General features: G+C 63.1%; 16 protein-coding genes. 5 read left to right on the plus strand and 11 right to left on the minus strand.

The window, feature by feature from the left end:
* Positions 1-36 precede the first annotated feature (36 nt).
* The 3 genes from tssC to tssA are packed head-to-tail and all read right to left on the minus strand — an operon-like array spanning position 37 to position 3,264.
* Positions 37-1,542 carry a type VI secretion system contractile sheath large subunit gene (gene tssC, locus AC1RUK_RS05800; RefSeq protein WP_436172662.1) on the minus strand — a complete coding sequence of 502 codons (1,506 nt, stop codon included), beginning with the start codon at positions 1,540-1,542 and terminating at the stop codon, positions 37-39.
* Positions 1,543-1,545: 3 nt separating this feature from the next.
* Positions 1,546-2,085: a type VI secretion system contractile sheath small subunit gene (gene tssB / locus AC1RUK_RS05805; RefSeq protein ID WP_436172661.1), complete on the minus strand. Its 540-nt coding sequence runs from the start codon at positions 2,083-2,085 to the stop codon at positions 1,546-1,548.
* A 6-nt stretch (positions 2,086-2,091) separates the two neighbouring features.
* On the minus strand, positions 2,092-3,264 hold the full coding sequence (tssA, locus tag AC1RUK_RS05810) for a type VI secretion system protein TssA (RefSeq protein ID WP_481836408.1): 1,173 nt from the start codon (positions 3,262-3,264) through the stop codon (positions 2,092-2,094).
* Positions 3,265-3,597: 333 nt separating this feature from the next.
* Here tssA and tssH point away from each other — a divergent pair, with 333 nt between their 5' ends.
* Positions 3,598-6,447, plus strand: coding sequence for a type VI secretion system ATPase TssH (gene tssH, locus AC1RUK_RS05815; RefSeq protein WP_481836407.1), 2,850 nt, complete (start codon positions 3,598-3,600; stop codon positions 6,445-6,447).
* 65 nt (positions 6,448-6,512) lie between these two features.
* On the opposite strand, the gene ftsZ is transcribed toward tssH, so the two are convergent.
* Positions 6,513-7,520 carry a cell division protein FtsZ gene (gene ftsZ, locus AC1RUK_RS05820; protein ID WP_481836406.1) on the minus strand — a complete coding sequence of 336 codons (1,008 nt, stop codon included), beginning with the start codon at positions 7,518-7,520 and terminating at the stop codon, positions 6,513-6,515.
* 531 nt (positions 7,521-8,051) lie between these two features.
* On the opposite strand from ftsZ, the gene AC1RUK_RS05825 reads away from it, so the two are divergent.
* Positions 8,052-8,711, plus strand: coding sequence for a hypothetical protein (locus AC1RUK_RS05825; protein WP_481840202.1), 660 nt, complete (start codon positions 8,052-8,054; stop codon positions 8,709-8,711).
* A gap of 3 nt (positions 8,712-8,714) precedes the next feature.
* Here the strand turns inward: AC1RUK_RS05825 and AC1RUK_RS05830 are convergent, their stop codons facing one another.
* The 3 genes from AC1RUK_RS05830 to AC1RUK_RS05840 are packed head-to-tail and all read right to left on the minus strand — an operon-like array spanning position 8,715 to position 13,610.
* Entirely contained in the window at positions 8,715-10,244 is a 1,530-nt protein-coding gene (locus tag AC1RUK_RS05830) for a hypothetical protein (protein WP_481836404.1), read from the minus strand.
* Positions 10,245-10,304: 60 nt separating this feature from the next.
* A complete protein-coding gene (locus AC1RUK_RS05835) occupies positions 10,305-11,444 on the minus strand; it encodes a glycoside hydrolase family 5 protein (RefSeq protein ID WP_481836403.1) in 1,140 nt (379 codons plus the stop codon).
* A 3-nt stretch (positions 11,445-11,447) separates the two neighbouring features.
* The gene (locus tag AC1RUK_RS05840; RefSeq protein ID WP_481840203.1) at positions 11,448-13,610 is read right to left on the minus strand and encodes a GumC family protein; all 2,163 of its coding nucleotides are present in this window, start codon (positions 13,608-13,610) and stop codon (positions 11,448-11,450) included.
* A gap of 313 nt (positions 13,611-13,923) precedes the next feature.
* On the opposite strand from AC1RUK_RS05840, the gene AC1RUK_RS05845 reads away from it, so the two are divergent.
* Both AC1RUK_RS05845 and AC1RUK_RS05850 read left to right on the plus strand, forming a co-directional pair.
* Positions 13,924-15,267: a lipopolysaccharide biosynthesis protein gene (locus tag AC1RUK_RS05845; protein ID WP_481836401.1), complete on the plus strand. Its 1,344-nt coding sequence runs from the start codon at positions 13,924-13,926 to the stop codon at positions 15,265-15,267.
* Positions 15,264-16,358: a glycosyltransferase family 4 protein gene (locus AC1RUK_RS05850; protein WP_481836400.1), complete on the plus strand. Its 1,095-nt coding sequence runs from the start codon at positions 15,264-15,266 to the stop codon at positions 16,356-16,358. Before AC1RUK_RS05845 ends, AC1RUK_RS05850 begins: the two co-directional genes overlap by 4 nt.
* On the opposite strand, the gene AC1RUK_RS05855 is transcribed toward AC1RUK_RS05850, so the two are convergent.
* Positions 16,344-17,822, minus strand: coding sequence for a glucosamine inositolphosphorylceramide transferase family protein (locus AC1RUK_RS05855; RefSeq protein WP_481836399.1), 1,479 nt, complete (start codon positions 17,820-17,822; stop codon positions 16,344-16,346). The two genes, AC1RUK_RS05850 and AC1RUK_RS05855, sit on opposite strands and share 15 nt — an antisense overlap.
* A gap of 291 nt (positions 17,823-18,113) precedes the next feature.
* Between AC1RUK_RS05855 and AC1RUK_RS05860 the strand changes: the two genes are divergently transcribed.
* Positions 18,114-19,268, plus strand: a complete 1,155-nt coding sequence (locus AC1RUK_RS05860) for a GNAT family N-acetyltransferase (protein WP_481836398.1) — start codon at positions 18,114-18,116, stop codon at positions 19,266-19,268.
* A 76-nt stretch (positions 19,269-19,344) separates the two neighbouring features.
* Here AC1RUK_RS05860 and AC1RUK_RS05865 read toward each other — a convergent pair whose 3' ends face one another.
* From AC1RUK_RS05865 to AC1RUK_RS05875, 3 genes are all read right to left on the minus strand, one after another.
* Entirely contained in the window at positions 19,345-20,571 is a 1,227-nt protein-coding gene (locus AC1RUK_RS05865) for an FAD-dependent oxidoreductase (RefSeq protein ID WP_481836397.1), read from the minus strand.
* Positions 20,568-21,305 (minus strand): WecB/TagA/CpsF family glycosyltransferase, encoded by a 738-nt coding sequence (locus tag AC1RUK_RS05870; protein WP_436173929.1) that lies wholly within the window; start codon positions 21,303-21,305, stop codon positions 20,568-20,570. The genes AC1RUK_RS05865 and AC1RUK_RS05870 overlap by 4 nt, the downstream gene beginning before the upstream one ends.
* A 392-nt stretch (positions 21,306-21,697) precedes the next feature.
* Positions 21,698-23,035 carry an HlyD family type I secretion periplasmic adaptor subunit gene (locus AC1RUK_RS05875; protein ID WP_481836396.1) on the minus strand — a complete coding sequence of 446 codons (1,338 nt, stop codon included), beginning with the start codon at positions 23,033-23,035 and terminating at the stop codon, positions 21,698-21,700.
* Positions 23,036-23,041 lie beyond the last annotated feature (6 nt).

The following is a 23,041-nucleotide window of genomic DNA, read 5'->3' on the forward strand; positions in this document are numbered from 1 at the left end:
ACCGCTTTCAAACAAAACAAGATGTGGTTGCTGCAATCACGTCTTCACGGACGGTAATTCCGACACCAGCCTGAGCGAGGCGTTGATGCCCTCGAGCTGGTAGTGCGGACGCAGATAGAAGCGAGCATTGTAGTAGCCCGGCCGCCCCTCCACGCTGTCGACCTGGACCTCGGCCGCGGCAAGCGGGCGCTTGGCGCGCGCCTTGTCGTCGGCGAAGGCCGGGTTGGCCAGCACGTAGCGGTTGATCCACTCGGTCAACCAGATCTGCATGTCGGAGCGTTCCTTGAACGATCCGATCTTGTCGCGCGCAATCGCCTTGAGGTAGTGCGCAAAGCGCGAAACCGGGAAAAGATAGGGCAGGTTGGCGCTCAGCCGCTCGTTCGACTGTGCGTCGGGATCGACCAGGCGTCCGGCACGCGTCTCGTCGTCCTGCAGCGAATGCGCTCCGATGAAGGCCGCCAGATCGGTGTTCTTGCGATGCAGGATCGGCATCAGGCCGAGCTTGGCCAGTTCCGCCTCGCGCCGGTCGTCGATGGCGACCTCCGTCGGGCATTTCATCGCGATCGAGCCGTCGTCGGTCGGGAAGGAGTGCACTGGCAGGTTGATCACCGTGCCGCCGTTCTCGACGCCGCGGATCTGCGTGCCCCAGCCATAGAGCTTGTGGCTCCGGTTGATGTTGACGCCCATCGGGAAGGCGGCGTTCATCCAGACATATTTGTTGTGATCGGCTTGCACCTCTTCCTCGAAGGTGAAGCCCTTCACCGGAACGGTATCCGTGCCATAGGGAAGCCGCGCCAGCACACGTGGCATGGTCAGGCCGATGTAGCGCGCGTCCTCGCTCTCGCGCAGCGATTGCCACGAGGCATAGGCCGGGTTCGACACGATCATCTGCAGGTCCTGCGGGTTCGGCAGTTCCTGCCAGCTGTCCATGCGGAACAGGCGCGGCGAGGCGGCGGCGATGAACGGCGTATGCGCGGAGGCGCAGATGCCCGATATGTTGCGCAGCAGGCCGACGTCACGCGGATGGTTCGAGAATTCGTAGGCGCCGACAATGCAGCCGATAGGCTCGCCGCCGAGCATCGAATACTCGTCCGTATAGACCTTCTTGAAGATCGGGCTCTGGTCCCACATCTGGCCTTCATAGTCTTCGAGCGTGTCGGCCAGTTGCTCCTTGGAGACGTTCATCACCCGGATCTTCAGCTTCTGATCCGTCTCGGTGTTGTTGATGAGATACCAGAGGCCGCGCCAGGTGCCTTCCATCTCGCGCACTTCCGGCGCATGCAGGATCTCGTTGACCTGCTCGGTCAGCATCTTGTCAATGCCTGATATCAGCGACTTGATCGACTTGATCGCATTGGACGAGATGGTTGTGGTCTCAGAGCGCGATTGCGCCGCGAGCGCGAGGTTGCGCACGAGTTGCTGCAGCTTCTCGCTGTCGTCCTTCTTGACCTTGAAGTCCTTTTCGAGGAGGCCGCTGAATTCTCCAAGGTCGATGGCTTCCGCCTCTGCGGCGGCTGGTGCGGTCTTTTGCTGTTCGGCCATGATTTACTCCCCAACTTTGTCGTCGTCGGACATTGCCTGGCCGGCGATCTTGCTCAGAAGCGGCTCATTGTTCAGCAATTGCGCGATGCGCTTTTCGGCATCGACGCGGCCGTCCATGAAGCCGAGCAGTTCCTCGAGCTGACGACGCATCTTGAGGATCTCGGCCAATTGCGGGACCTGCGCGGCGATCTTGTCCGGCGCGAAATCGCCCATCTTGGTGAAGGTGAGATCAAGCGCCATTTCCTCGTCGCGCTCCTGGCCTTCGACCTGCGGCAGCGTGTTCTTCACCCGCGCCTTCACGCGCGGCCCGAGCGCTTCCATGAATTTGGGGAAGCGGTTGGCGTCGGTCTCGACGAAGGCGCGGTCGAGCACCGATTTCGACGCTTCCTTGGTCTGTGAAGCGCCGGAAAGGTCGGCCATCACGCCCATGACAAACGGCAGTTCGATCGTCGTCGGGCTGCCGTAGGTTTCCACGTCGTAGGCGATCTGCACCCGCGGCGCGCGATTTCGTTCGATGACCTTCGCTTTGCTTTCGGCTGGCATGTGTTGCTACCTTTCATCCTTCTGAGCGGCCTTCTTGGCGTCGGGAACGCCGGCCAGGAGCCGGAATTCCTTCAGCCCTGAAGGGGCGAGATCTTCCATCAGTTCAACAAAATCCATGTGCACCATGCGGCGCACGCGGCGGGCCAGATGCGGGATCGGGCTCGACGGTTCGGTGCGGTCGTAGAAGGCGACCACAAGGTCGAGGCATTTCACGACGTCGTCGCGCGAGGAGATCCGGTCGGGCAGGCCAGTGCTGCCGGGCTCCGCGTAGCTTGCCACACTTGCCATCGTATCGGCTCCATGACCGTTTCGAGCAGGCATTGCCGGTTCGGCCGGCGCCGGGGCCGACTTTGCCGCGCCATTCGCCGCGGCCCCGGCGGCCGCATTGCGTTCGAGCGTCGTCAGCAAACGCTGCAGAAACCGCTTTAATTCCGGGACAGGGGCACCGCCTTCGAGACGGGCGCTGAGTGCGGCCTCGACCGCATCAAGGGCTGCGATCGCGGCGCGGGCGTCGGCGACGAGCGACGTCATCTCGGCACCGGCTTGATCCGCTTGTGCCGCGCAGCCGCTGCGCACGCGGTTGAGGAGCTGGCTGTGGGCGCCGGCCAGCGCCGCCTTTTCGGCCGTATTCAACCCCGAGGCGGCTTCCTGAAGCATGACGCGCTCGTCGAGCGCGGCCTGTTCCAGGTCGCGTCCGCTGATCGGTCCGATGCCGCGCGGCGCAAAAAGCGTCATCTGGCGCAGGTCCGCAAGCAATCCGTCCTGGCCGTTTTGCAGGTCGGCCAAGGCGTTGAGACGACGCAAGGCGGCATCGCGCGGCGAAGCGCTCGGCCGCAACGCCGGATGCATCGTGTCCCAATATTGGTCGATGCTTTGTGCAACAAGGCTCAGGCCAAGCGTCAGTCCGGCCAGTTTCTCTTCATTGGCCAGCGCCCGCGCGACGATGACAAGCAGGCGCAGGTCGCGGCCATGGCCGCGCAGTTCTTCCGCCTTGTCGAGCACGGCAGGCCAGTCGACTGGAATGGTGGATTCGACTGGCTTGTTGTGGCCCTCCTGGACGACCTTGACCTGCGGTTCGGTGAGCCGTTCGATCTCGTGAAAGGCAGGATCGTTGCGCAAGTCTTCCCCTGACGGGTTTTCACCGTTCAAAGGATTCAGCCAGAGTGCGAGATCAATCACACGAACCCCCAGCAAGCGGCCCTGAGACCTGCGTGATCAAACATTTATCACACTGCGTCACTTTATCACAATTCAGCAACTGCTCAAAACTAACGGAAGCTAAACGCGACCATTTTCGGTGACCGGAACCTGTCGTGATTGCCGAACCCCGTATGTGAAATGCATCGCATAGGCGCGAGCAATTTCATGTTTGTTTTCGCGGGGATGCGGGGCGTTCCGTGAAATGCCAGACACCGCCCGAATCGGCGCATGGGCGGCTCATTCGTCGCGTGCTTTGTCAAGTTGCTGCTTATGTGGCAGGGTATCGGCTGGCAGGTTTCAGGAGCAGGTTCGATGGAACAGCGCCGGTCATCGCAGAGCTTCAAGCGCAAGGAACTGGTCGCTAAGCTCAACCCTGTCGGCGTCCGCGCCTTCAAGGCTGCGGCCGACACGGCCAAGATGCGCGGCAATCCCTATGTCGAACTCGTCCATTTCGTTCAGCAACTGGTGCTTTCGGAGCGCTCGGACGTGCAGATGATCATCGCCGACGCTGAGATTGATGTCGGCCGGCTAACGGCTGACATGACCCGCGCCGTCGACAAGCTCCCTTATGGCGCGACCTCGGTGGAGGAGTTTTCCGACCATATCTTTCACGCCATCCAGGAAGGCTGGAACCTGGCGGCGCTGGAATTCGGTGTCGAAGAGGTGCGCAGTTCGCACATCCTGCTTGCTTGCCTGAAGACGCCGGTGCTGGAAGGCCTTGTGTCGAAAATCAGCGCGGAATTCGACAAGGTCGATGCCGACGCCGTCATCAAGCGCTTTGCCGAGGTGACGGAAGGTTCGCTCGAAGCGGGCGAAGCTCCGACGGCGCCCGCCACCGAGACGCCAATGAAACGGGGTCCGGGCGGGGACTCGGCGCTGGCCAAATATGCCACCAACCTGACCCAGCGTGCCGGCGACGGCAAGATCGATCCGGTCGTCGGCCGCGATCCGGAGATCAGGCAGATCGTCGACATTCTGATGCGACGCCGGCAAAACAACCCGATCCTCACTGGCGAGGCGGGGGTCGGCAAAACGGCCGTGGTCGAGGGCTTTGCGCTCCGCATCGCCCAGGGCGACGTGCCCCCGACGCTGCAGAATGTCAGCGTGCATATGCTCGACGTCGGGCTGATGCAGGCGGGCGCCAGCGTGAAGGGCGAATTCGAGAAACGGCTGAAGGCGGTCATCGACGAGGTGCAGTCGTCCGAAAAGCCGATCATTCTGTTCATCGACGAAGCTCATACGCTGATCGGCGCCGGCGGAGCGGCCGGAACCGGCGATGCGGCCAATCTGCTGAAGCCGGCGCTGGCGCGCGGCGAGCTTCGCACGATCGCGGCAACGACCTGGGCCGAATACAAGCAGCATATCGAGAAGGATCCGGCCCTGACGCGCCGTTTCCAGGTGGTCAAGATCGACGAACCGTCGGAGGCGGTGGCCGTTCTCATGCTGCGCGGCGTGGCGGGCGTTCTCGAGCAGCATCACAAGGTGCAGATACTGGACGAGGCGATCGAGGCGGCAGTCGGCCTGTCGCACCGCTATATCCCGGCACGGCAGCTGCCGGACAAGGCAGTGAGCCTGCTCGATACCGCCTGCGCCCGGGTGGCGATATCGCAGCACGCCACGCCGGCCGAGGTCGAGGATATATTGCGCCGCCGCCAGGCGCTGGAGGTCGAGAACGGCATCATCGGCCGCGAGGCAGCGATCGGCATCGAGGTGACCGAGCGGCAGGCGCGGGTCGACGCCGGACTTGCCGAAACCGAAGGTACGCTTGCGGCCGCGCAAGCACGCTGGGAGCGGGAAAAGGCGCTGGTGGCCGAAATCCTCGACCTGCGCGCCAGGCTGCGCGGCGAGGGCGTGCCGCTCGATGCGGTGGCGACGGAAGAGGCGGGGGCTGAAACAGCGGCTGCAGACACAGCAGGGGCGAACGTGTCCGAGGCCAAGGCGCCCGAGAACACGGCTGCCGATGCCAACGCCCCGAAGACCAAGGCCTCGAAAGCCAAGGCTTCCGAGACGGAAGCGCCGAAGACCGAAAAGTCCGAGGCCGAGACCGCAACAGCTGGGTCGCCTGCGCCTGATCCCGCCGCCGATCTCGCGCGGCTGCGCGAATTGATGGCGGAACTCGCCGAAGCGCAAGGCGAGACGCCGCTGATCCTGCCATCGGTCGACCGCAATGCGGTGGCTGCCGTGGTGCAGGACTGGACCGGTATCCCGACCGGACGGATGCTGTCCAGCCAGACCGAAAAGGCACTGCGGCTGGCCAGCACCTTGTCCGAGCGCGTGGTCGGCCAGGACCATGCCATGGAGATGATCGCCAAACGCGTGCAGACCAGCCGCGCCGGCCTCGGCGCGCCGGAAAAGCCGGTCGGCGTGTTCCTGCTCTGCGGCCCCTCCGGCGTCGGCAAGACCGAAACCGCGCTGGCGCTGGCCGAGACGCTCTATGGTGGCGAGCAGAACCTGATCTCGATCAACATGTCCGAATTTCAGGAGGCGCATACGGTCTCGACGCTCAAGGGCGCACCGCCCGGCTATGTCGGCTACGGCAAGGGCGGCATCCTGACCGAGGCGGTGCGCCGCAAACCCTATTCGGTGATCCTGCTCGACGAGGTCGAGAAGGCGCATCCGGACGTGCACGAGATCTTCTTCCAGGTCTTCGACAAGGGCATGATGGACGACAGCGAAGGCCGGCGGATCGATTTCAAGAACACGCTGATCCTGCTCACCTCCAATGTCGGCTCCGAAGTCATCATGGACCGCACCAGGAACGGCACGGTACGGGCCGGGCTCGACGATCTGGACACGGCGCTGCGCAGCCCGCTGCTCAAGGTTTTCCCGGCGGCCTTCCTCGGCCGTGTGGTGACCATTCCCTATTATCCGCTCTCGGATGCGATGATCGAGGCGATCACCCGCCACCAGTTCGCCAAGATCGCGCGCCGGCTGCGGGCCACCAACGATGCCGAACTGGTGATCGGCGACGGCGTCATGGACCTGGTCAAGGCGCGCTGCACCGAGATCGAATCCGGCGGGCGGATGATCGACGCCATCCTGACCAACACGCTGCTGCCGGAACTGAGCCGCGGCGTGCTGAATCGCTCGCTCGAGGGCGAAAAGATGACGAAAGTGACGGTTGGCGCTTCATCGGACGGGTTTACTTATTCTTTCGAGTAGGCATTTCTTCCGGGATATCTTCCTGCCGCAGGAAATGCACTGTCACTAAAGGTTACGAGCCACGCTCAGTTCGTATGAATTGCCGATCCCGCAAAGGCCGGTATCTCAAGCCCCTGCCGCAATCCCGTGGCGACGACCGAGACCCTGAATTTTCCAGCCAGCGACCGGTCGAATATGGCGCCGACGATGATGTCGGCGTCGGCGTCGACCTCCTCGCGGATGCGGGTGGCGGCTTCGTCGACTTCGAACAGCGTCATGTCCATGCCGCCCGAGATCGAGACCAGGACGCCCTTGGCGCCGATCATGGAGGCTTCGTCGAGAAGCGGGTTGGCGATTGCCGCTTCGGCGGCCTTCTTGGCGCGGTCTTCCCCGGCTGCTTCGCCGGTGCCCATCATGGCGCGGCCCATGTCGCGCATCACCGATTTCACATCGGCGAAGTCGAGGTTGATCAGCCCTTCCTTGACGATGAGGTCGGTGATGCAGCCGACGCCGGCATACAGGACGCGATCAGCCATGGCGAAAGCGTCGGCGAAGGTCGTCTTGGCGTCGGCGATCCTGAACAGGTTCTGGTTCGGGATGACGATCACCGTATCGGCGCATTCGCGTAGCCGCTCGATGCCCTCTTCGGCCGATTGCATGCGGCGTTTTCCCTCGAAGGTGAACGGCTTGGTGACAACAGCGACCGTCAGGATGCCTGCCTTGCGCGCGGCATGCGCTATGATCGGTGCCGCGCCCGTTCCGGTTCCGCCGCCCATGCCCGCGGTCACAAAGCACATATGCGTTCCCGCAAGGTGGTCCATGATCTCGTCGATGGATTCTTCGGCTGCCGCACGGCCGACCTCGGGCAGGGAGCCGGCGCCCAGGCCTTCGGTGATATGGGCTCCCAACTGGATCAGCCGCGACGACTTCGACATGGTGAGTGCCTGGGCGTCGGTGTTGGCGACGATGAACTCCGCGCCCTGCAGGCCCTCGGCAATCATGTTGTTGACCGCGTTGCCGCCGCCACCGCCGACGCCGACGACGGTTATCTTCGGCCGCATCTCCGAGATTACGGGCCTTGTCGCGGTGTTCATTTGCCGTTTCTCCCTGGAACGGACCCGGCGCAGGGGTCGACATCTATTTGCGGCACGGGGGCGAAAGCTTGCTGGTGGGCGAATCAGAACCCGATGGCCATGAGACAGGGAATCAGAGGCTGGACACCGCCGCAAGTCCGATGTGCCTGATCGATCCGCCGGGCCGATGGCCGGCGTGGCGGCCGATCTGCGTTTGAGGGGCGGGTGGGTGACATTTTTTCCCAAAAGGGGGCAGGGATTGTTAATGGTTATACACTATTATGGCTTCGGGGTGAAATATATCTAATTAACTTGGCAGTATTCTTGAGTTGATTATGGCCGTACTTGGCGCGCCCCCTGCCGATCTTAATTGTCGACCAATCCAAGAAAGTGATTGGGAAGGCGTGGTCGATTGCCTGCGCAGGGGCTTTCCGATGAGCAGCCGCAATTACTGGAAGCAAGCGCTGACCCGTTTGTCCGAGCGACCCGCGGTCGACGATTTCCCGCGCTACGGCTTTGCGCTCGAGTTCATCCGGGCGGATCGTGGGGGTCGTGCTCACCCTCTATGCCCGCTACCAGGGCGACGAAATCCGCTGCAACATTTCAAGCTGGTCCGTGGACGCCGGGTTTCGTCCCTATGCCATGAAGTTGATCTGGCCGGTTCTCAAACGCAGGGACGTGACCTACACGAACATTTCGCCGGCACCCTCGACATTGAACGCCGACAAGGCGCTCGGCTTTCGCCTGTTTGCCAGCGGCCAGTTCGCCTTCCTGCCCGCCTTGAGTTCGGCGCAAGCGTCATGTCGCGTGCTTGAAGTCCGCCCCGACCTTGCCGAAATGGCGATGCTGTCCGGCAGCGAGAGATACATACTCCTGGAGCATGCCGCGCTGGGTTGCCTCTCGCTGATCTGCATTCGCGACGGAGCGGCCTTTCCGTTGGTGTTGAGGTCGCGCCGGATATTGCACGGTCTCGTCCCCTGCTCCCAGATCGTCTATTGCCGTTCTCTCGCTGACCTGAGCGGCTGCGCCGGCGCCATGGGGCGCTTTCTCCTGCGACGCGGAACCTTGCTTTGCCTCGTCGACGCCAATGAGCCGATCCCGGGTTTGTTCGGCCGCTACTTCCCAAGGAAGGGGCTGAAGTACTTCAGAGGTCCGAAACCGCCTTCGCCCGGCGATCTGACCTTCACCGAACTGGTGATATTCGGCCCCTGAAAGTCAGCCTTGCAGCCTGGGCCTCGCCGCCGCCATCTCCCGCCAGCGCGTTCCGAGCGAAACACCGACGAGCAGCAGGCAGAAGCTGAGAGCGAGAGGCGAGTAGAATGCCTCTTCCTGCAGCACGGCATTGGCCGAAATGGTGACAATGCCGACAAAGCCAAACAGGAAATTCAGGTCGCCGGTTTCGATCAGCTGCCGCCGGGCCGCCACGGCGAGCGCCACCAGGAAGCCAAAGAAAACCAGGCTGCCTATTCCCATCTGGTAAAGCATGACGCCGACGGCGCTTTCGACGGGGACCGACGCGGCGCCTTCCGCCTGGGCGGTTGACCAGCTGAGATTGATGCTGGTGCTCGACAGATTGCCGCCCAGCCCCAGTCCCTGGCCAAGCGGGTTGGCCAGGAAGTCGCGTATGCCCGCCGCCAGGCCGAGCACGTGATAGTCGCCATGGGTAGCGCCATAGGCAATTGCCGCGGTTGTCCAGACCACGGCCAGGGCGACGACACCCGCAAGCGTCAGATCGGTGCGGGAAGGGCTATGGAACAGGCGCACGCAGAGCGCGACGAGCAGCATGAATGTCGCGCCCTTGGAGCCGATGACGAGCAGCAGCGGCAAGGCGGCGATGGGCAGCAGCCAGCGGCCCCTGAAGAGAAGCCAGGCCGATATGATGCTGAGCGCATAGGCATAGCTGATCGAATGAAAGTTCGGACCGCCGATGCGAAAGACGCTGGGCAGGATGTCGTTGAAGAACGGCGTGTTGAAGAAGGTCGTCGTCATTACGTCCTCAAGCCCGCGGAAAACGAAGCCGGTTTCCTTGAGCGCCTTCTCCCACACGCCGGTCTCGATCTGCCGCGCGATGTTGCGTTCGATGTAGAGGTCGCCATGAAAGAGGCCGAGGAAGTTCATCGTGAAGGTCAGTTCCACATAGCCGTAGATGACCGCGCCGGTGCCAAGCCACAGCATGCTCTTGCGCAGGTCGATGGGATAGAGACTGGCGGCCAGGACCGCGATGTGGAAGCAGGCGAGCGGCGTGATCGTGTTGCGGAAGTAGACGACCGCGTCCTTGGGGCCGCCATGCACGACGCCCAATGCAAAATAGAAACAGATCGTCCCGCACAGCACGATGCTCAGCAGCAGCCAGCCGCGCAATTCGGTCAGGGCGCGCACGCGGTGCTGAAACGACGCCGCCAGGAAAATGCAGAAGGCGGTCATCAGGATGATGAAGTTCGTACCGCGCAGCGCGTCGAACGTGTCGTTGTCGGGGATGTAAGGCGTGTACCACGCGACCATGAGGTTCTGGTAGAGAAAGGCGCAGATGATCACGACAGGAATACCCGCGGGCACTGCATTCGAGACGATCAACGTCAGTATGAACGTCGCGACAATCCCGAACGGCGTCCACACCGCAAAGGCCGAAACGCCGAGCGCAACGACGATGAGCGCCATCGAGACGTGCAGCAGGGCCTCGGCGCTCGATGCGTCCGGCGCTCGCGCGCCTAGCCCGGCAGGCGTATATGTCCCTGTGATGCTCATTGCCGGTCCGCTTTGATCCTTGCCTGCGTCAGCGTGCAGCCATGGCGTCTGTTGTCCATTTCAGCCGCCGCCTTCGTCTCCGAGCAGGGCGGCAATCATCTGAGGATCGAACCCCTCGGTGCTTTGCCTGCTGGCGATGAAGCCAAAACCCTGATCGAGCTCCCAATGGGCCCAGCCGATACGGTTTGCCTCGGCCGCCTCGCGCACGGCGCGCACCCATGACGCGCGGCTTTCTGGATCCACGCAGAAATTGAGCACGCCGAACTCGTTCAGGATGACCGGGCAGTTATGGGCACTGGACCATCGCCCGAGTTCGGCGAAGTCCGCAGCGATCCGCGCCGCCGTCCAGGGGTCTGACAGTTCCTTCTCCACCAGGGAGGCAGCCTCTTCGTCGCCTGCTTCCCGCAATCTGGAGACAAGCGCGCGCACCTGCGGCATGTCCTTTGTCGCGGGAAAGGGCAGGTTGGCGATGCGGGCGAGCGGTGATGTATCCCAGTCCTCGCATTGATGGGTGAATGCCATGGGCGCGTAGTAGTGGATGGCTGCGATCTGCCTGTCGTCGGCCAAGGGCGGCGTGTCGGCTATCTCCCATATGCCCTGGAAGCGTGCCGGGCCCCAGACCAAAGTGTGGAGCGCACATTTGGCGCGCAACGTCTCGGCGAGCTGTTGGCGCAGCTCAAGCCATGCGGCGCGCTCCATGGGCGGCTCGTTCAACAGTTCCGGGTAGACCGAATTCGTCGGCAGGTCGGCGATGACGGCGCGCAGGGCCATCCAGGCCTGGACCACCCGCCTGGCCGCATTTGCCGGATCATGCTCGAAAGCCGCATGAAGATCGCCGGAAGGATGCATGTCCACCAGAACGGCGAAGCCCAGCCCGACAAGGTCCGTGATCCCGTCGCGGATGCCGCGGAGCACCGCCCGGTCGCCTGCCGAGACAAGGTCGCCGTTCACCGGCAGACGGATCGTTTCGAACCCGGCCTGCCGCAGCTTTTGCAGCGTCGCCGTGGCCGGAGCGATACCTTCCTCGCGTTCGAACCATCCGGGAAGATTGAAGCCACGCGACGGAACGGCGCGAGCAGGCGTTGCCGGCAGCGCGGTCGAGACGGAGAAGGGGAGGGTCGCGAGCAAGGTCCCGCCAGCAAGCGCCAGCGCGCGCCGCCGTGACACGACCGGCGGCGATGCCTGCTCCATCGCCCGCATGGATCAGCTCCTCGCGACGGAACTGCGGCGCCATTCGCCGGCCCCAGACGCGACATCGGGCATTGCCTTTGCCCCGGCGGGCTTTGCGCTATCGATCACAAGAGTGGCGCTACGTTCGATCTGGCCGGCGCCGAGATGCTGCTCAAGCAGGCCGGCGGCCCCCGACGCAGACTCCGAGGGGCTCAGCGCGAAAAGCATGAGATCGGCTCTTGCGAAGATCTCCCGATCCCAACCGTTCTCACCAAGGGATGGGGCAATCACGAGCACGAAATCGAACGCGCTCCCGGCCTCAGTCAGAATGCCGCGCAGGGAATGGCGATCCCGGGGTTCCGGACCCTTCTCCACAGCCGGACCGCATACGACCGTGCGCAGGCCGCTCGCGCCATCGATGAACAGGCCGGGTCCGTAGCCAGCACGGTGCGGCTGGCCTCCGATTTCAATCACAAGCACATTCTGCTCGGCCTGCTGGAGACCCATCCCGACCATGGCGCCCGCAAGCCTTGCGTCAACACTGCTGCGCGTGGAGGAAACCAGGAGCACGAAGGGTTTGGGGTGGTCGCTAAGGCGCTGGAGTATTTGCCGCATGAGCTTCAGCACGCCCAAAGAAAGCGCGTCGTTGCCGGCTTGAAACAGTGACTTCCTCAGCGCCTTGATGCTTGAATGCGCCGCACCGCCGGCGACCCCCGGCAGGCGGTATTCGCCGAAATTGGCTGGCAACGGACGAGACGCGGCGCGTGCGCCGTCCTTTCTTGGCTCGCTCGACTCGATCGCCAGCGGCACCTCTTCGCGAGGGCTCTGCGGGTCATCCTCGGGCTTGCGGACCGGTCCGAGCGCGAGAGCGATACCGCATCCGGCAATGAGGCCCAAAAAGGCGCTGACCGGCAGGAGCAGGGCCGGCTTCGGCCAGGTCGGCTGCAGCGGCGCGGAGGCGGCGCTGATCGTGCGCGCCTCGGATGTCTGGACACCCTGCATCTGCGACGTTTCCTGCGCGCGCTTCAGGAAGTCGTCGAGCACGGTGCGGGCGGCCTGGGCCTTGGAGTCCAGCTGCCGCAGTTGCACCTGTGCGATGTTCGAGTTCGTGGACTGCTGGCGCAGGGCCTCGAGCTTGGCCTGCAGCTTCGCGACATTCTGGGCGGCGAGATCATAGCTGGCCTTCAGCTGCTGTCTTATCCGCTCCGCTTCGGCGGCCATCAGCCGGTTCATGCGATCGAGCTCCGACCTGAGCCGCGCAATGGCCGGATGACGAGGCCCATACATGGTTTCGAGATTGGCGAGCTCTGCCGCGCGCTGGTTATAGTCGTCGCGCAATTTGACGGCAGAATTGGAGAAAAGGATTTCCGCCAGCTTGGCCAGGCCGGCCGGCGAGGTGCCTGCGGCCAGCGCCTGATTGTATCGGTCCCGCGCCTGATCGGCGTCGCCCTGTGCGGTTATCAGCTGCGCCGTGAGCTGGTCGAGCTGCGACTGCAACGTGCCGCCATCGGCCGACCCCAGGATCTCGTGCTCCGACTTGAAATCCTCGACCGCGCGCTCGGCGTCGCTGACGTCCTTCTGAAGACCCTTGATCCTGTCATTGAGGAGAGAATTCACGTCGCTGTTGGCGGTTTCGCGCTCGCCGGCGAGGCCCGTTCTGTAGCGAGTGACGATGGCGTTGGCGATGCGCGCGGCCTTGTCCGGCGACGGCGATGTGAAGGAGACGTTGATGACATAGGTCAGTCCTTCGCGATCCACCGATACCGCTTTTTGAAAGCGCTTGAAGGCCGCGTCCGGTGAGGGGCCGCGGCCCGCTCCAAACATCGACAAGACACGCGAAACCAGGCCTTTGCCTGAAAACTCCGGATCGTTTTGAAACCCCTCTTTGTCGAACACTGCCCCCAGCAAGTCCTGCGATTCGATCACGAAGACCTGGCTTGCAATGGCGGCACTGTCGGCGCCGATCCCGGGAAGAACGTCGTTGAAATTGGTCGCGCGCGAATCGCGCGGGTCGATCAATATCGAGGCGGTCGCCGTATAGCTCGGGCTCGTCACGGCAAGATAAAGCAGTGCAAGCAGCAGCGCCGCGCCGGCGACGGCAAGCACCATGACGCGTCGCCCCCACAGGACTGCCCATAGCGGTCCTATGTCGAACAAAGGTGGAAGCGTGCGATCGTCGGTTCTGGCTGGCGTCATCGTTTTCCTCTGCAGAGCGCGCCTTCCGGCCTTACTCTACACCGCCAGTATTCAGAATTATCGTTAGTCTTCCGTTAAGGTTACCGCACCCAGTGCTCAAATTAACAAACTGGTGACGGTAACCATGCGGAGCGTTCGCGCTGGCGCGATCGCTGGCTTTTGCTCTATTGAGAGACAGGTTTCAGCGTCGGCTCGCCTGCCGCGGGGGTAAGGGCATCGCCGAACGCCACAGGGGCCGACGTTGGACGAAAACATAAGCAATCGCAGCGCGATATCGGGCGCCGACACCAGTCCTGCAGCCGACGATATGCGCATGTCCATCGCGACGCTCGCCAGGAACGGCGCCGTGGCGGGCGTGATCAAGCTCGCCAGCGCCGGCCTGTCCTTCCTGATGTTCGTTGCCGTGGCGATGGTGATGGATGGAAGGCAGTTCGGCCTCTACAGCGCAACCTATGCCGGCGCCAGCCTGGTTTCCTTCTTCGCGTCGGTGGGGCAGCAGAGCACCGTGCTGAGGTTCTGGCCGCAATATGTCGGCCTCGGCGACCATAGCTCGGCGCATGGCATGATGGCTCGCGCCATCCTCGTCGCGCTCGCCGGGCTCGTTGGCTCCAGCCTGCTTATCCTCATGGTCGGATTCTTGCCGTTCATTGGCAAAGGCACGCCGGAATGGCTCTCGCTGTGCGTGGCCGCCGCGGTCCTGTCGTTCGCGCTCGGCTGGTCGGAATTCACGTCCGGCGCTTTCCGCGCCAAGAACGCGCTCATATCCGGTCTGCTGCCGCGCGACATCATCTGGCGTGCAGGCACGATTGCCGCCATTGCCGCTTGCCATTCCATGCAAATCGAGATGAGCGCAGTCGCGGCGACCTATCTGACTGCCTTGCTGCTCATCCTTTCGGTTGTTCCGCAGTCGCTGCTTCTCGTGCGCGACACGGTGCGCGCCAAGCGTGGCCCACTCACGGAGGGGCAAAAGAGGGAATTCAAGACCGTGACGCTTGGTCTATGGGGCGTCACCTCGCTGCCGCCGGCGCTCGGCCAGGTGAGCACTCTGCTTGTGGCCGTGATCCTGGGACCTGAGGCTGCCGGCGCAATCTTCGTCGCCGACCGGACGACGCGTTTCGTGGCGCTTGCGCTCAACGGCATCAATCAGGCGCTCGCACCGCAGATTTCGAGCGCCTTCTACAGCGGCGACAGGGCGCATGTTCAGCGCATCACCAATCTCGCCGCGCTCGGCAGCTTTGCAATTGCACTCTGCGTGCTGGCGGCGTTCTGGATTTTCGGTGGCTTCATCCTGTCAATGTTCAATCCGACCTATGACACGCCCACCATGCGGGCAACACTCGTCATCTTCGGCATAGGCGCAACGTTTGCCACGGCTTGCGGGCCAATCGAAATCCTCCTGCAGCTGACCGGTCTGCAGCATGCGCTGTTCAAGGTCCTGGTTGTCGTCAACATATTGGGGCTCGGCGCGACGGCGGTAACGACGTATTTCTTTGGACCCATTGGCGCGGCAGTCAGCATCGCCGGTACGGTCATCGCCTGGACCGCCATTGCCGTATCGATCGCACGGCGCAGAATAGGCATAAATCCATCGGTCTTCGGCTTCACGATGGCGAGAGCTGCGCCCGTTCCCAGCGTGATGCTGAAAGGTCGTACGTGAAGATCATTCAGGTACAGACCCAGGCGGAGGCCGCGGGCGCGCAACGCATTTCCGACATTGTGGGCGAAGGCTTGCGGGCGCGCGGGCACGACGTGCGCACCGTTTTCATGTATCGCAAGACGGACGCCTTCGATGCCGATCCTTATGCGGATTTCGTCCTCACCGAGAGCCCAAGGGGACTGCCGGGGCAGATCCGGGCAGCCATTGGTCTCGCAACCTATCTGCGCAAGGCGCGGCCGGACGCCGTCATCACCTATCAGCATTACGGCAATATCTTCGGCACGGTCGGCGCCCGCCTGGCGGGCGTCCGGAAGATCATCGCCAACCAGAGCGGTTCGCCGCACACCAAAGGGGTGATGGGCGTCCTCTCCCAGATCGACAGGCTGATGGGCGTGATTGGCCTCTACCGGACGAATGTCGTCAACTCGGCCTGGACGGAAGCGCAATTCAGTCATTATCCGCAAGCCTATCGGCGGCGCTTGCGGCGCATCGATCATGGCGTTGCCGCACCGCCTGAAGACTTCGACAAGGCGGCAGCCCGTGCTTCCTTTGGCTTGCCTCAGAATGCATGGCTCGCCGTCTCGTCCGGCCGGCTGACGCAACAGAAGAACCAGATCGCGCTGGTTGGGGCGCTCGACCAGCTGCCGGATATCCATGTCGCGATTGCCGGTGTCGGGCCGGAGCGGGACACGCTTGTCGCCTTGGCCAAAAGCTGGGGGGTAGCGGACCGGCTGCATCTGGTCGGCGAGGTTCCCCCGGCGCGTATTTTCGAATTCCTGGCGGCAGGCGACATCTACGCGTTTCCGTCGTTGAATGAGACCTTCGGTCTTGCCTGCGTCGAAGCGGCAATTTCCGGTTTGCCTGTCGTCGCGAACGACCTCGCCGTCATGCGGGAGGTGCTGGCTACCGAGGATGGCGAGACCGCGGCGATCTTCGTCGAGGACGACGCCACCGGCATGGCCAAGGGGCTGGCAGACTTGATGGCCGGGCCAGAAATCATGGCCAGACTTTCAGCGGCAGGGCGGCGGCTCAAGGACAAATACGCGCCGGCCAGGATGTGCGCGGGCTACGAGGCGCTACTTCTTTCCTGAGCGCCTTCGCACCGCCGCTATGCCGTCGATCACTTCCAACGTGCCCGAGCGATTGAGCGTGTGGATTTTCGGATAGGGCCAGTCGCCATCGGTGTCGATCGGCCGGGGCGCCGACAGCCGCACCGTCTGCTGGTCGAGTTCCAACAGTTCGCACAGGCCGAGCCCGCCGCCATAGCCGAGCGTTCCGTCCTGGACCGGGAGCAAGACACGGCCCTCAGTGTTGCGAATGAAAGCGCCGCCTGGACGAGCCATGCGATGGTCTATCAAGATCGGGTTCATGCGATGGGGTTTCCACGGGCCGGCGAGCGCGGGAGACGAGAAAACCACCAGCGTGTCGGAGGTGCTTCCATAACCGTCACGATCCGTGGCGAACAGCCAAAGCAGTCCGCCATGCTCGAGCAGCGTCGCGTCGGAAATCTCGCCTTCGACCAACACGGTCTCGGCGATCCAGCCGTCCGGGAAGGCCGAGGCGCGGTAAAGCGTGAGCCTGCCGCTGGCGCTCGCCTCGGGAAGCATCCAGATCGCGCCGTCGCGCTCGAACACCTGCGGATAGGAGAGATGGTGCGGCTCTTCCAGAACGACGCGCAGCGCCTCGGGGGCGCCGGCTGCGTCAAACGGAACGACGGAGATGACGGCCTTGCCGGTCGCATGGGGATAGTCCTCAACGAACAGGAATGACCGGCCCTGCCACTGGAACGGGAACGGATCGGCATAGAAGTGGTCGCCCGGGTCAGGCAGGACCGACCAGCCGAGGCCAAGCCCGCCCGTGTTCGCCACGCCTGGCGCAGCGGTAAAGCGGTAGCCGACGCGCCAATGCGCGTGGCGGAAGCCTATGCGCCGAATGATCTCCCGGCCAAGCCGCGGCAGCGCCGAGCCCAGATAGGCAGACGCGAATTGCATCGCCGTGCCGCTGCGGCGGGCTCCAGGCGTGTCTTGCCCCCACGGAAGCCGGTCTTCAGCAAATGCCCGAACCACCGAGACGACCAAGGTGATGGCGCGGGCAAGCACGTCCTCGCTGCCAAGTGCCGCCGATTCCCGCTTGTCCACCATCGGCCGTGCCAAGCCCACCACTGTCTTCTTGTCGAGGACGGCTTCGATCAAAGGCAGCTTTCCGGCCGCGACCGCGCTTGCCGCGGAGAGATCAGACCCGGATCCGTCGAACAGGAGGCCGACAGTCGGGACATCCGATGGGGCAGCGTTGCCGGCAAGGTCCAGCCTTAGCTCGGCGGGCCGGCGGCTGCTCCGTGCCTCGATCTCATGCAGCGAGGCGGCAAGGTTGGGGCGGCGCCGTCGAAACAGGCGCTGTTCAAAAGCAAGGGCGGCTTTTGCCGCCATCGGCCAGTTTGCTGCTCCGGGCTGATGGCGCACAGCCACATCGTGGCCGTCCGCCTGCAGCCGCTCTATGGCGACCTTCTGCCACAGGCGGGGGCTCGATTGCGGAACAATCACCTCGATCGACAGCATGTCATTCCCGTCCGGCTGTAATGGTGTTCGGGTTCCAGACACTTGAAAAGAAATGATTTGGCCGAAAAAGCTTACATTGGAGTTACATTCAAAGTCCGGCTGCGTGGTTCATGAGAAAATAAACTGTCGACCGACCCATCTCGAACCAGCCGCGGAGGGCACATTCTAAGACAGATTTGCAACCAGGGATCGATCTTTCGCATATACCAAGTTTCCAACAATCCTTGCGATTGGCCTTGACGCGGACCGCAAGACGTCGTCGATAGATCAAGCCCAGCCGGTTCGGATCACATGTTTGAAGTCACTGCCGAGGATTCGTTCGATTTCCGTTCGAAGGAATATGCCGAACTCTTCGCCAGTTCGGGGGCGACCGCTTTTCAGCATCCAATATGGCTGAGCCAGCTCTATGAGAGGATCGTGCGGCAAGGCGCTGCCACGCCACTTGTCATCGTCGTGCGAAACGGTGCGGGCGGAAAGCTCGCGATGGTTTTGCCCTTGGTCAGGCGCCGGTACACACTGCTCAAAGTGGTCGAATTCGCCGACATGCGCGTTTCCGACTACGTATCACCAGTCGCCGACGAGGAGACCTTCTCGCGTATCGTGGCGGACAGTCGAGCGGTTGCCGCGATCCGAAGGCATCTGAAGCCTTACGATCTCCTGCGCATCGGCAAACTGGCGGACCGCTCATTGGCGATCGAGCGGCTCCTTGGCATCGACAAGCGCGAAAGCATGGGCATGAGCGCTTACTCCAGCAAGCTGGAGCCGACATTCGCCGCCTGGCGCGAGCACCAGCTCGACCAATCCTACCGCAAGGAGCTCGACAAGAAATCCCGGCAGCTCGGCCGAATAGGAGAGGCGCGCTTCGCATGCGCTGACAACGTCGCCGCCATCCGCACGACTTTCGATGCGCTCAAAATCTATCGCGGCAAGCGCTTCGATGGCAGCAACGGCCCCGCCGACCTGCTGCAGCTGCCGTCCTATTTCGATTTCTACCTGGCTGTGGCGACCGAAGGGTGCGGCGGTTTCGCTCGCACCTATACTTTCTGGATGAACGATCGGGCAATCGCCGGCGCGCTTGGCCTCGAGCACCGCGGCTCGCTGCTTGTCATTCTCGGCGGCTTCGACGAGGCTGGCTACAGGAAGCAGTCGATCGGCAGCTTGATGTTCGAACAGATCGCCCGCGACTGTATCGAGCGCGGCGACCATTCCCTCGATTTCACCATCGGCGACGAACCCTACAAGCGCATCTTCGGCGGCCGGCCATCACCGATGTGGCAGATCTTCCGAGCCGGCAGTCCGCTCGGCCTGGCGGCACATCTGACGGTCGAGAAATTGCCGGCGGCCAAAGCGCTGGCGCGGCGCGTGCTCGGTTCGCACGGGAAGAAGGCCGCACCTGGCCATGTGGTGACGTCGCCAGCCTCCACCGACGAGGTGGCTGGGCCTTGAGGTCGGAACGAGCCCAAGGCGCGCCTCCCAAAACCACTGCGTAGTTTGGGCGACAGATTAGCTGATTGGTCTGCGATCACGCCACGGGTTCGACTGCGGGCTTTCTGAGGTTGCGCAGCCTGGCGGCGAAAGCGGGGCTTAGATTGTCGATCTCGTGCATGATGCGGCGGCGGCTGAAGTGAATTTGCCGGCGCGCGCGCCAGCGCATGTCGGTGTCGATGGTCAGGCTGCGGCGAAAATGCGCCAGCTGGAGACCATGCTCGTCCATCGCCTGCTTTACCGGATCGGCGTAGAAGGTCGCGATCTTTGCAGCGGCCATACCGGGTGAGGCAAGCCATTGCGGCACATGCACGGTGCATAGGCGCTCGACATCGGTGAGCAGCCGGCTGACGCCCGTTCCGGCCGCCGGACAGGATGTCTGGTAGGCATCGCCGATCAGGACGGCCCCGTCGCGCACGCAGTTCTCGGCGACGGTGATGTCGGTGAGCCAGCTCTCGACCCGGTCGATCACTTCGAAATCGCCGAATGCCTTGACCAGACCCGGCAGCGTTTCGATGAGCGTTTGCCTGGGATTGTCGCGCAGCGCCTTGACCCAAGGGTCACGATGTTCGCGGAAAACGAAGAGATTGGCGCGGGTGACGTCGGCGGCGGGGAACAGGTTCAGATAGTCGATGCCGTCGGAAACCCGTTCGCCGTAGTAGGTGAGGGCGGGATGCCGAAAGGCGCTTGTTCCCACCGGGCGAAGATTGAAGCCGAAGGTCAGCGACTGGCGCTGGTGGACGAACTTGCGCTCGACACCAAGGTCGCGGCGCAGAATGTCACCCATGCCGGTGGCCAAAACGAGAAGCCGCGCCGTCACGTCGCCGTGTCCGAGGATCGACACACGCTGGCGTTCCGGGCCTGCCTCCAGTCCGCTCACGCGACCAGCGATGAAGCGCACGGTGTCGGGCAGTTCGGCCCGCATTGCGGCGACGAGGTCATCGTAGAAAATGCCGTAGTGCCGGGCGTGCGTGCGGTCGAGCATGCGCCCCTTGCGTATGTTGACGATTTCGTCGAATGCCACGGCCGCCGCGGAAAGCCCGTCCAGAAGACCGATCCGGCGCAGTTTTTCGATCTGGTCGCCGGCGATCTTCTCGACGCGGAATTCGCGCGGAAAGACCTGATGGCGGTCGATCAGCGTGACGTGGTAACCGGACCGCCCGAGCACGTTTGCCGCCAGCGTGCCGGAAAGCCCGCCGCCGACTATGACTATCTCCGTGTCGGTTCCGGCAGGCAGCGGACGGTGGGAACGCTCGGCTGTCATCTGGAATACCTCAATATGGCGTAGATGGCTTGGGGACTTGTGGTGAAATAGCGCCAGAAAAGCCGGCGCGGCTCCATCAGCGCACGCCACAGCCACTCGAATCCGGCCTTCTGTATCCACAGGGGCGCGCGTCGGACCTTGCCGGCGATATGGTCGAAAAGCCCGCCCGACGTCTTGATCACCCCGACATTCTGGAGTCGCGATGCAAAGTCGCGGACGAAGATCTGCTCGCGCGGAACACCGAGGCCCAGCCACAAAATGTCGGGCGCAAGCGCGTTGATCTCGTCGAGCTTCTTTTCAAGCGCCTGGCCGGCAAGGAAGCCGTGGCAATGCCCGACGATGCGCAGGCCAGGGTATCTGGCTTTGACGCTCGCAACCGCCTTGTCGTTCTCGGCCTCTGTCGACCCGAGCAGATAGAAGGTCGTGCCTTCCTGCTCGGCGAGCTCGGCCACATCGTGAAAGAGGTCGGTGGTGGCTACCCGCTCCGGCAAATGCCTGCTGCACAGCAGGCGTGAGGCGAAAACAAGCGGCTGGCCGTCGGCGAAGATCTGGTCGGCCTCGCGGAAGAGGACGGCGACGTCCACATTCGCGAGCGCCTGCGCGATGACGTCGCCATTGGCGGAGGTGAAATAATAGGGACGGCTGCTGCGGATGTGCCCACGCGCCGCGGCGATCATCAAGCGCGCGGCATTTGGCCGGTCGATCACCGTGATCGGCAGCCCGCCAAGCTGCACGGTTGGAAGATCGAGAAGGCTTTCCTGGAAACGAGCCAGATCTTGCCGCGCGACATCAGTCGCGCTTGCGGGCCTGGCTGAACGTTGACGATGCGAACGGGGAGACTGGGTTGCGGACGTCGCGGCTTGCGCGGAACCGGGGGGCCCGGATCCACTTGTCGTGGCCTCATCTCCTCCAAAATTCCTTGGAGAGGTCTCTGAAATTTTGCGCATAGAAAAACTGCCCCATCCCCAGTATATCCAACCTACCCCCTTGCTTGGCACAATAAGTAAAAATATCGGAAAGTTAAGCGATATATTAACAATTAGTTAATATGTACATTTTGTCTAAAAGTTTAGATATCCCGAGCGAATGGGAAGGTCTGCGCGATCATCTGCCGGCCGCCGAGGTTCTATTTCTGGCGGAAGGCGGAGTGAAACGAGGTGAGCAGCGGGCCCAGTATATAGTCGAGGGCGGTGCGCTCCTCGGTGACGATCATCACCGAAGCCGGCATGCCAGGGTAAAGCGCGATCTGCGGCGCCGCGGCCAGTTCGGCCGGATCGACCGCGATGTCGGCGACATAGTAGGGGAAGCCGGTCTTGCTGTCGGTGATGCGATCTGCCGAAATGCGGGTGACGCGTCCGTGGATGATCGGTATCGAACGCTGATTGTAGGAGGTAAAGCGAACTTCGGCCGTCATGTCGGAGCGCAGGTTGGATATGTCCTCGACGCGAACCTGCGCCTGGACGATCAGCGAATTCTGCGTGGGCACGATGTCGAGGATCGTCTGCCCCGGGGCGACGATCGCGCCGATCGAAAAGACGCTGAGATCCATCACCTGGCCGTCATAGGGCGAGCGAACCTCGGCACGGTCCATGGCGGCCTGGGCGGCGAACATCTTCGGCACGAGGTCCGCCAGGCCGGATTGCGCATCGATCAGCATGGCGGAAAGCTTGGCCCGGCGCTCATTGGTCAATTGGGCGATTTGGCTTTCCAGCTCGGCCTTCGCCTGACGGCTTCCGGCGATCGCCCCCAGATTCTCGTCGATCAGGCCCTGCAGGTCCGAGGCGGATCTGTCCAGTTGCAAAATGCGCGGCCGCGTCGTCAGGCCGGCCTTGAGGAGCTTCGACAGGCTGACTTTTTCGTCGATCGTCGATTGCAGCTGGGCCCGGAAGGATTCGACGCGGGCCTGCTTGCCCTGGATCTGTTCATCAAGCTCGGCAATCCGCCGCTGCAGGATCTGCTTGGCGCCGGCCATCGAGGCGCGCTGGCTTTCCAGGTCGGCGATCTGGTTTGCCATGGCATCCTTGAGATAGGGCTCGTGCTCCTTGAGGATATCCTGCGGGAAGGCAACTGCCCCGCTGCCATCCAGCTCGGCCTTGATCCTGGCGTCGGTGGCGCGCAGGAGCGCATATTGCTGGGCGTAGAGGTTGAACTCGGAGCGAATCCTGGTGTCGTCGAGGACCAGCATGACCTGGTCCGCCTTGACGATGTCGCCGTCCTTGACCCGAATTTCCTTCACCGTTCCGCCGTCGAAGTGCTGAACGCTCTTGCGGTTGCCTTCCACCTTGACGACCGCATCGGCCAGGACGGCGCCGTTCAGCGGGGCAAAGGCGGCCCAGCCGCCGAAGACGCCAAAGAAGGCGACGATGATCAGCAGGCCGATATAGGCCGGCACCCGGATGGAATCCGGGGCCGGGATGACGGCTTCGCCGGGCAGGCTTCGGTAGATGAGGGCGCTGTCGCTCAACGGTCA

The organism is Mesorhizobium monacense, assembly GCF_056781675.1.